The organism is Isoptericola sp. NPDC057391, from assembly GCF_042668085.1.
In the GTDB taxonomy this organism is placed as follows: domain Bacteria; phylum Actinomycetota; class Actinomycetes; order Actinomycetales; family Cellulomonadaceae; genus Isoptericola.
Map to the genome: position 1 here is coordinate 1 of NZ_JBHVBO010000186.1, position 7,780 is coordinate 7,780.

7 protein-coding genes and 1 pseudogene are annotated in these 7,780 nt (G+C 75.5%); 1 reads left to right on the forward strand and 7 read right to left on the reverse strand.

Annotated elements, in window-relative coordinates; all coding sequences use genetic code 11:
• Nucleotides 1-1,358: pseudogene (locus ACFUVW_RS17795) on the forward strand (hypothetical protein); the annotation flags it as partial.
• A 21-nt stretch (nucleotides 1,359-1,379) separates the two neighbouring features.
• Here ACFUVW_RS17795 and csrA read toward each other — a convergent pair.
• The 7 genes from csrA to fliP form a co-directional block, all read right to left on the reverse strand.
• The gene (gene csrA, locus ACFUVW_RS17800; RefSeq protein ID WP_430572639.1) at nucleotides 1,380-1,613 is read right to left on the reverse strand and encodes a carbon storage regulator CsrA; all 234 of its coding nucleotides are present in this window, start codon (nucleotides 1,611-1,613) and stop codon (nucleotides 1,380-1,382) included.
• Nucleotides 1,614-1,674: 61 nt separating this feature from the next.
• Complete coding sequence (locus tag ACFUVW_RS17805; RefSeq protein ID WP_430572640.1) at nucleotides 1,675-2,544, reverse strand: hypothetical protein; 870 nt, start codon at nucleotides 2,542-2,544, stop codon at nucleotides 1,675-1,677.
• A complete protein-coding gene (locus tag ACFUVW_RS17810) occupies nucleotides 2,528-4,576 on the reverse strand; it encodes a flagellar biosynthesis protein FlhA (protein ID WP_430572645.1) in 2,049 nt (682 codons plus the stop codon). The genes ACFUVW_RS17805 and ACFUVW_RS17810 overlap by 17 nt, the downstream gene beginning before the upstream one ends.
• Before the next feature lie 75 nt (nucleotides 4,577-4,651).
• Nucleotides 4,652-5,773, reverse strand: coding sequence for a flagellar biosynthesis protein FlhB (locus ACFUVW_RS17815; protein ID WP_430572641.1), 1,122 nt, complete (start codon nucleotides 5,771-5,773; stop codon nucleotides 4,652-4,654).
• Nucleotides 5,773-6,525: a flagellar biosynthetic protein FliR gene (locus ACFUVW_RS17820; RefSeq protein WP_430572642.1), complete on the reverse strand. Its 753-nt coding sequence runs from the start codon at nucleotides 6,523-6,525 to the stop codon at nucleotides 5,773-5,775. Before ACFUVW_RS17820 ends, ACFUVW_RS17815 begins: the two co-directional genes overlap by 1 nt.
• A gap of 5 nt (nucleotides 6,526-6,530) precedes the next feature.
• Nucleotides 6,531-6,806 carry a flagellar biosynthesis protein FliQ gene (gene fliQ, locus ACFUVW_RS17825; RefSeq protein ID WP_430572643.1) on the reverse strand — a complete coding sequence of 92 codons (276 nt, stop codon included), beginning with the start codon at nucleotides 6,804-6,806 and terminating at the stop codon, nucleotides 6,531-6,533.
• Nucleotide 6,807: 1 nt separating this feature from the next.
• The gene (gene fliP, locus ACFUVW_RS17830; protein ID WP_430572644.1) at nucleotides 6,808-7,641 is read right to left on the reverse strand and encodes a flagellar type III secretion system pore protein FliP; all 834 of its coding nucleotides are present in this window, start codon (nucleotides 7,639-7,641) and stop codon (nucleotides 6,808-6,810) included.
• Between the last annotated feature and the right edge of the window lie 139 nt (nucleotides 7,642-7,780).

The window sequence follows — 7,780 nt, forward strand, 5'->3', positions numbered from 1 at the left end:
CAGGCGTGGCCGAGGCCGACCGGGCGCTCGCGGCCGCCGTCGTGGCCGACGTCCAGGAGGCGGTGCTGCGGGGCGCCGCGCGCTCCGGCGTGCCGCTCGACGCCCGTACGTGGGCTCCGCTCGTGCAGCTCGAGGCCGCCGCCGCCCTGCGCGCGGCCGCGGCCGAGGGCGTCCTCGTCGCCACCGCCCCCGGGCACCGCCTCGCCCGCGAGCGCGCCGCGCTGCTCGTGCTGCGTCAGGCCGCCGCGGAGCTGGAGCTCGCGTCGTGCGCGCCCGCCGCCGGCCGGCGGGCCGACGACGCGGGCACACGGCGTGGGCGCCGCCTCGCCGCGTCGGCCACCCGGCGCACCGGCACCGCCCGCAGCCGCACGGTGCGCACCGCGCGGCTCGGCACCGCGTTCACCCTCTCGACGGCCACGATCGTGCTGGGCGCCGCGCTGGCCCCCGCGGCGGACCTCGGCGGCTTCTCGACCCACGACCTCCCCCTCGTGCGCGCGGTCCAGGCGTCCCTCGGCCTCTCCGGCGGCGGGGACGGCACGGCCCAGGTCGTCGCCGGGACGGCGATCACCCCCGCCCCCTCCGCCCTCGCCGACGAGGTGACGCTGGCGCGGTCGGCGCGCCCGAGCACCGGGCCGGACGGCGGCACGGCGACCGCCGATCCGGCCGTCGCGGCCTCCGCCGGGGCGCACGCCGACGGCGCCCGGGCCGACGACGCGCAGGCCGCCCCGGCCGGGGGCTCCGCGGCTCCCGCCGCCGGGGCGCGCGGCGCGGGAGCGGCGACCTTCTCGGCGGCAGGAGCGGGCTCGACCGGTGCGGCCGGGCCCGCGACGACGTCGGAGAAGGCGCCCGCGCGCCAGGGCGGGTCCGAGCGCTCGTCGTCGCAGGGCGGTCGGGGCGGCGCGCAGGGCGGCGACCGCGCCCCGTCGTCCTCGGCGTCCTCGCACGCCGCCGGCAGCTCCCGGACGTCGGCCGGGGAGTCCCCGGCGAAGGCTCGGACCGGGGCCGCGGCCGCGAAGGGCGCCGCCCAGCGGGCGGCCGCGCAGGCCGAGGCGAGGGCGACGGCGCGGGCCGAGGCGGCGAAGAAGGCTGCGGACAGGGCGCACGCCAAGGCGGCGGCGAAGGCCGAGGCGGCCGAGAAGAAGGCCGCCAAGGCCAAGGCGAAGGCTGCGGCGAAGGCCAAGGCCGCCCGGGCCAAGGCGGCGGCGAAGGCCAAGGCCGACAAGGCCGACAGGGGCACCAAGGGCACCAAGGGCCACCAGGGCAACCGGGGCCACGGTGGCGGGAACGGCCGCGGCTGGGGGCACTGGGGCGACCAGCGCTGGTCGGGCTCCGGCTGGGACGGCCACCGCTGGAACTGACGCCGCTCCCCCCGGCGGCGGTCAGCCCGCGGGCCCGAGGCCGAGCAGCGCGCGGGCGTCGGCACCGGCGGCGGGTGCCGCGGCGGCACGGTTGTCGGCGGCGATCTGGTCGACCACCTCGGCTCGGTGCACGCGGACGTGCCGCGGAGCGTCGATGCCCACCCGCACGCCGTCCTTGCCGGCGCTCACCACCGTGACGACCACGTCGTCCCCGATGAGGATCCGGTCCCCCACCTTGCGCCCCAGCACCAGCATCGACGTCCTCCTGACGGTCGTGTGTCGTCCTGACGAGGTCCCTATGCGGGGCGTCCGGGCCTCAGCCCGCGTCCCACACCACGGGCAGGTCCAGGTCGTCCACGGTCTCGGGGGTGGCGGTGAGCCCGCGCCCGACCACCACCACCGCGTCCACCGCCACGTACCGACGGACGGCGTCCAACCAGGCGAGCGTGTCCCCCGGCTTGCGCGACGCGTCGACGACCGCCCACACGTGCTCCGGGCCGAGGTCGGCCGCCGCGCGACGCAGCTCGGCACCGCCCGGCGCCCTCGTGGCGCCCGTGCCGGCGACGACCACGGTGGCGGCGCCGGCGCGGACCCCCTGGGCGCGGGCCTCGGTCGCGGCGCGGCCGCCGTCGAGCACGGGGGCGCGGGACGTCCCCGGGGAGGCGTCGCCGCGCGCTCCGGCCGCGGCGTGCGCGACGAGGACGCCGAGCCCGTCGGCGAGGGCAGGCGCGACGCGCAGGGCCGCGTCCCCCGCCCCGACCAGCAGGACCAGGTCGCCGGGCGCCGCCGGGGCCGCCCCGCCCGGCCGCGGCGCCGCGGGGCCGGTGCCGGCGACGAGCTCGTCCAGGAGCGCCGCGAAGTCCTCCCCGCCGGTCGACACCGTGAGGTCCTCGGCCCGCGACGGGCGGAGGCGGTCGGCCCCGTCGGCCTCCTCGAGCAGGGCGGCGATGCCGGGGCGCCGCGCCGCCGGGAAGGTCACCGGCCCGGCGACGTGCCCGGTGCCGCCCGCCCGCGGCAGCGCCGCGTCGTCGTCCACCTCGACGACGGCCTCGAAGTGCTGGCGGCCGAACAGCCCGCGGAACCCGCCGGTGATGACCCGCTCCGCGGAGACGATCCGCGCACCGGGACCGTGGGCGCGGCGCGCGTCGGCGAGGATCGCCTCGAGGGACTCACCCTCGAGCGGCAAGCGCCGGGGCATCCGTCACCACCCCGACGGTCTCGACGGTGGCGTTCCCCGCGACGACCTCCGCGTAGGAGAGCACCGGGAGGTCCGGCAGCGCGGTCGTCGTGAGCCGGTGGACCGCGGGGCGCAGCGAGGGGGCGCAGACGAGCACGGGGTCCGCGCCCCGGGACCGTGCGGCGCGCACCTGCTCGGTGACGGAGGTGCGGACGGCGTCCAGCCGCGCAGGGTCCAGGACGATCGTCGTCCCGGCGTCGCCGCCCGCCTGGCGGCCCGCCAGCATGGCCTGCTCGAGGGCGGGGGCGACGGTCACCACGGCGATCGTGCCGTCGACGGTGTGCCGCGCGGGGACCGCTGGCCCGAGCGCGGCCCTGGCCGCCTCGACGAGGTGCTCCGGCTCCGTGGACCGCCGCGCCGCGAGCGCGAGCGCCTCGTAGATGCGCAGCAGGTCGTTGATCGCCACCTGCTCGTCGAGGAGGCCCTGCAGCACGCGCTGGATCTCCGCGAGGGACAGCAGCGACGGCGTCAGCTCGTCGACGGCGGACGGGCTGGTGCGCTTGACCTCCTCGGTGAGCACGCGCACGTCCTCCCGGGACAGCAGGCGCCCGGCGTTCGCCGTGATGAGCGCCGACAGGTGGGTGACGAGTACGGAGACGCGGTCGATGACGGTCGCGCCGGCCATCTCCGCGCTGTGCCGCATCTCGACGGGGACCCATCGGCCCGCCATGCCGAAGACCGGGTCGACCGTGGTCTGCCCGGGCAGCGCCGCCAGGTCGTCGCCCAGCGCGAGCACCTTGCCCGCCGGGGCCTGGCCGCGGCCTGCCTCGACCCCCGCGATGCGCACGGCGTACGTCGAGGCGGGCAGGTCGATCGAGTCCCGGGTGCGCACGGGCGGCACGACGACGCCGAGGTCGAGCGCGATCTTGCGGCGCAGCGCGCGCACCCGCCCCAGCAGGTCGTCGTGCGCGCCGGTGACCAGGTCGACCAGGTCGGGGGCGAGCAGGATCTCGAGGGCGTGCACGCGCATCTGCTCGATGAGCTCCTCGGGGCCGTCCGGCGTGGCCGCCTCCCGCTCCTCCTGCCGCTCGGCGGCGGCGCGGGCGGCCGCGGCGCGCTGCTGGCCCGCCTTGATCTGCTGGGCCGCGACGAGCAGGCCGATCCCCAGCACGAGGAACGGCAGCTTGGGCATCCCCTCGACGAGGGCCATGACCAGCGCGGTGACGCCCGCGATGGCGACGGCCTGGCGCGACTGCACGAGCTGGCTGGAGGCCTGCGACCCGACGTCGCCCTCGGCCGAGTTGGACCGGGTGACGATCATGCCCGTGGCGACGGCCATGAGCAGCGCCGGCACCTGGGTGACCAGTCCGTCGCCCACCGTGAGGATCGAGTACGTGTCGACCGACTCCATGATCGGCATCCCGTGCATGGCGACGCCGATGACGATGCCGCCGAGCAGGTTGATCAGCGTGATGACGATGCCGGCGATCGCGTCGCCCTTGACGAACTTGGAGGCGCCGTCCATCGCGCCGTAGAAGTCGGCCTCGGCGGAGATCTCCGCGCGGCGGGCGCGGGCGTCCTTCTCGCTGATGAGGCCGGCATTGAGGTCGGCGTCGATCGCCATCTGCTTGCCGGGCATCGCGTCGAGGGTGAAGCGGGCCCCGACCTCGGCGACGCGCTCCGCGCCCTTGGTGACCACGAGGAACTGGATGACCACGAGGATGAGGAACACGACGATGCCGATGACGAGGTTGCCGTCGACCACGATGTGCCCGAACGCCCCGATCACCTCGCCCGCGTACCCGTCGCCGAGCACGAGGCGGGTCGAGGCGACGTTGAGGCCCAGCCGGAACAGCGTCGCGACGAGCAGCAGCGACGGGAACACGGAGAAGTCCAGCGGCTTCTTCACGAACATCGACGTCAGCAGGATCACGAGCGTGAGCAGGATGTTGACGATGATGAGCACGTCGAGCAGCGCCGCGGGCACGGGCACGACGAGCAGCAGCACGATGCCGACGACGCCGAGCGGCACGGCCACCATGGCGAGGGATCTGTTCTTCACGCGGAGCGCTGGTCCTTCCCGGTCCGGGGCGCGCGGGGGCGCCGTCGGGACGTCCTATGCACCGTCGGCCGGCCACTCCCCCGGCCCGATGGCCGGGCGGGTCATGCGGTGCGGCACGGACGACGCGGCGGCCCCGCGGCGCGACAGCGCCATGACGAACGCGAGGACCCGTGCCACCGCCATGTACAGCTCGACGGGGACCTCCTGGCCCACGTCGCACGCCCCGTGCAGGGCGCGGGCGAGCGGGACGTCGCGCACCATGGGCACGCGGCACTCCTCGGCCCGCTCGCGGATGCGGGCCGCCACGTGGTCGGCGCCGCGCGCGACGACCCGCGGCGCGGACCGGCCGGGCTCGTAGCGCAGCGCGACGGCGACGTGCGTGGGGTTCACGACGACGACGTCCGCGTCGGCGACCGCGGCGATCATGCGGTTGCGGGTCATCGAGCGGGCCATCGACCTCCGCTGGGACTTCACGAGGGGGTCGCCGTCGCTGCTCTTGTGCTCGTCCTTGAGCTCCTTCTTGGTCATGCGCGTCTTCTTGCGGTTGCGCCGGTTCACCACGAGCACGTCGAACAGCGCGAGCCCGATGCCGGCCGCGGTCGCCCACACCAGCAGCGACCGGACCCCGGACGAGGCCGCGTCGATCAGCGACGCCAGCGGCAGCGCGCCCGCGGACAGCAGCACGGGCATGAGCGACTGCACGACGACGTACAGAACCGTCCCCACGACCGCGGTCTTGAGCAGGGCCTTCGCGCCGTTCCACAGGGCCTGCGGGCCGAACGTCTGCTTGAGCCCGTTGACCGGGTTGAACTGGGAGAACTCGCCCCGGAGCCGCTTGAGGTGCACGCCGCCCTGCGCGACGGCGGCGGCGAGCACGGCCGCCGCGACCGCGCCGAGCAGGGGCGCCAGGGTCGGCAGCACCGTGCCGAGCGCGTCCTGCAGGTACGCGAGCGCGACGGCGGGCTCGGGGTCCTCGATCACCGTGCGCAGCGACAGCACCTGCCCCGCCGCCGCCTCGGACGCGTGGGAGACGGTGAGCGGCAGGACGGCCGCGGCGACGCCCATGCCCACCCACGCGGTGAGGTCCTGCGACCGGCCGAGCTGCCCCTTGGAGCGGACCTCCTTCATCCGCTTCTCGGAGGCCTGCTCGGTCCTCTCCTCCCCGGACTCGGCCATCAGCCCACCCCCGACACGCGCCCGACGGCCTGGTCGGTGAGCGTGGCGACGACGTGCGGCATCGCGACCAGCACCGTGCCCACCAGCGCGAGCGTGAGGAAGATCTTCAGCGGGAAGCCCATGGCGAACGCGTTGAGCGCCGGGGCGACGCGGTTCACGAGCCCGAGGCCGACGTCGGCCAGGAAGAGCACGACGATGATCGGGCCGGCGATCTGCAGCCCGGCGACGAACGACCCGGTGAGGGCCGACACGAAGGACTCGGCCGGGACGGCGGCGATCGCGCCGACGGGCACGGCCTCGTAGGAGCGGGCCAGGCCCAGCACCACGAGCTGGTACGCGTCGGACGCGAACATCAGCACGACCGCGAGCAGCGCGAACAGGCGCGCGAACTGCGCGCCGTTGACGTTGGTCTGCGGGTCGAACGCGATGCCGAGGGAGAACCCGCCGAACAGGTCGAGGTAGGAGCCGGCGGCCGTGATCGCCGAGAGGACGATCATGACGAGCGCGCCCAGCATCGCCCCGGTGAGCGCCTCCGCGGCCACGTACGCGACGAACGTCGCGGTGTCGACGGGGGTGAAGTCGGGAGCCACCCGGGCGGAGACGACGAGGCCGAGCGAGACGGCGAGGATCGCGCGCACCTGCGGCGGGATCGCGCTGTGCGAGAACGGCGGCGCAAGGAGCATGAACGCGGCCATCCGCACCCCGGCGAGCAGGGTCGCCTCGAGCCACCCCGGGTCGATGTCGAGGGTCACGCGCGTCAGCCGCCGCTCAGCAGCGTCGGGATCAGGTCGAACATCGCGTGGGTGAACGACACCATCTCCCCGATCATCCAGTTGCCGCACACGATGAGGGCGACCGCGACGGCCACCGCCTTCGGCACGAACGAGAGGGTGATCTCCTGGATCTGGGTGACGGACTGCACGAGGGAGATCGCGAAGCCTACGACGAGCGACGTGACGAGCACGGGGGCCGCGAGCTTGCCCGCGAGCAGGAGCGCCTGGGCGGCGATGTCGAGGACGGCGGCGGTCTCCATGTCAGACCACCCCGTAGGAGCCGATGAGGGACGTCGTGATGAGGCCCCAGCCGTCGACGAGCACGAAGAGCAGCAGCTTGAAGGGCAGCGAGATCATCGGCGGCGGCAGCATCATCATGCCCATGCTCATCAGGGCGGCGGACACCACGAGGTCGATGACGAGGAACGGCACGAAGACGACGAAGCCGATGATGAACGCCGCGCGCAGCTCGGAGATGACGAAGGCCGGGACCAGCGTGGTCAGCGGCACGTCGGCCGGGGTGTCGGGGTTCGCGAGGTCCGCGGCGCGCGTCATGAGCGCGAGGTCCTCCTCGCGGGTGTGCGCGAGCATGAACTCCCGCAGGGGCCCGGCGCCGGCGTCGAGGCCGGCCCCGAAGGTGATGCCGCCGTCCAGGTAGGGCTGCACGGCCACGTCGTTGATCTGGGTCACGACCGGCCACATGATGAACAGCGACAGGAACAGCGCGAGCCCGGCCAGGACCATGTTGGGCGGCACCGTGATGCCGAGCGCGTTCCGCGTCAGCGCCAGGACGACGAAGATCTTGGTGAACGACGTCATCATGAGCAGCAGCGTCGGGGCGAGCGACAGCAGGGTGATCCCGACCAGCGTGACCAGCGACGACGAGGGCTCGCCGTTCGGCCCGTTGATCTCGACCGACACGCTGCTACCCGCGTCCTGCGGGTCGACCGGCGCGGTGGGCGACGCGGGCGCCGTGGGCTCCAGCACGTCGGCGCCCGCGCCGGGCGCGAGCCAGGCCGCCGCGACGGCGACCAGCAGCACGAGGGCGGCGACGACGAGCCCGACGCGCAGCGACCGCCGGGCCGCCGCGGTCACCGCAGGCCGCCACGCACGGCCTGCGCGGCCCTGCGCCACGTCGCCGGGGCGAGGAGGGAGTCGACCACGCCTGCAGGTGCACGGTCGGGTGCGGGGTCCGGCGCGCCGGACCCCGCGGCGCCGTCGTGCGGGTCCTCCT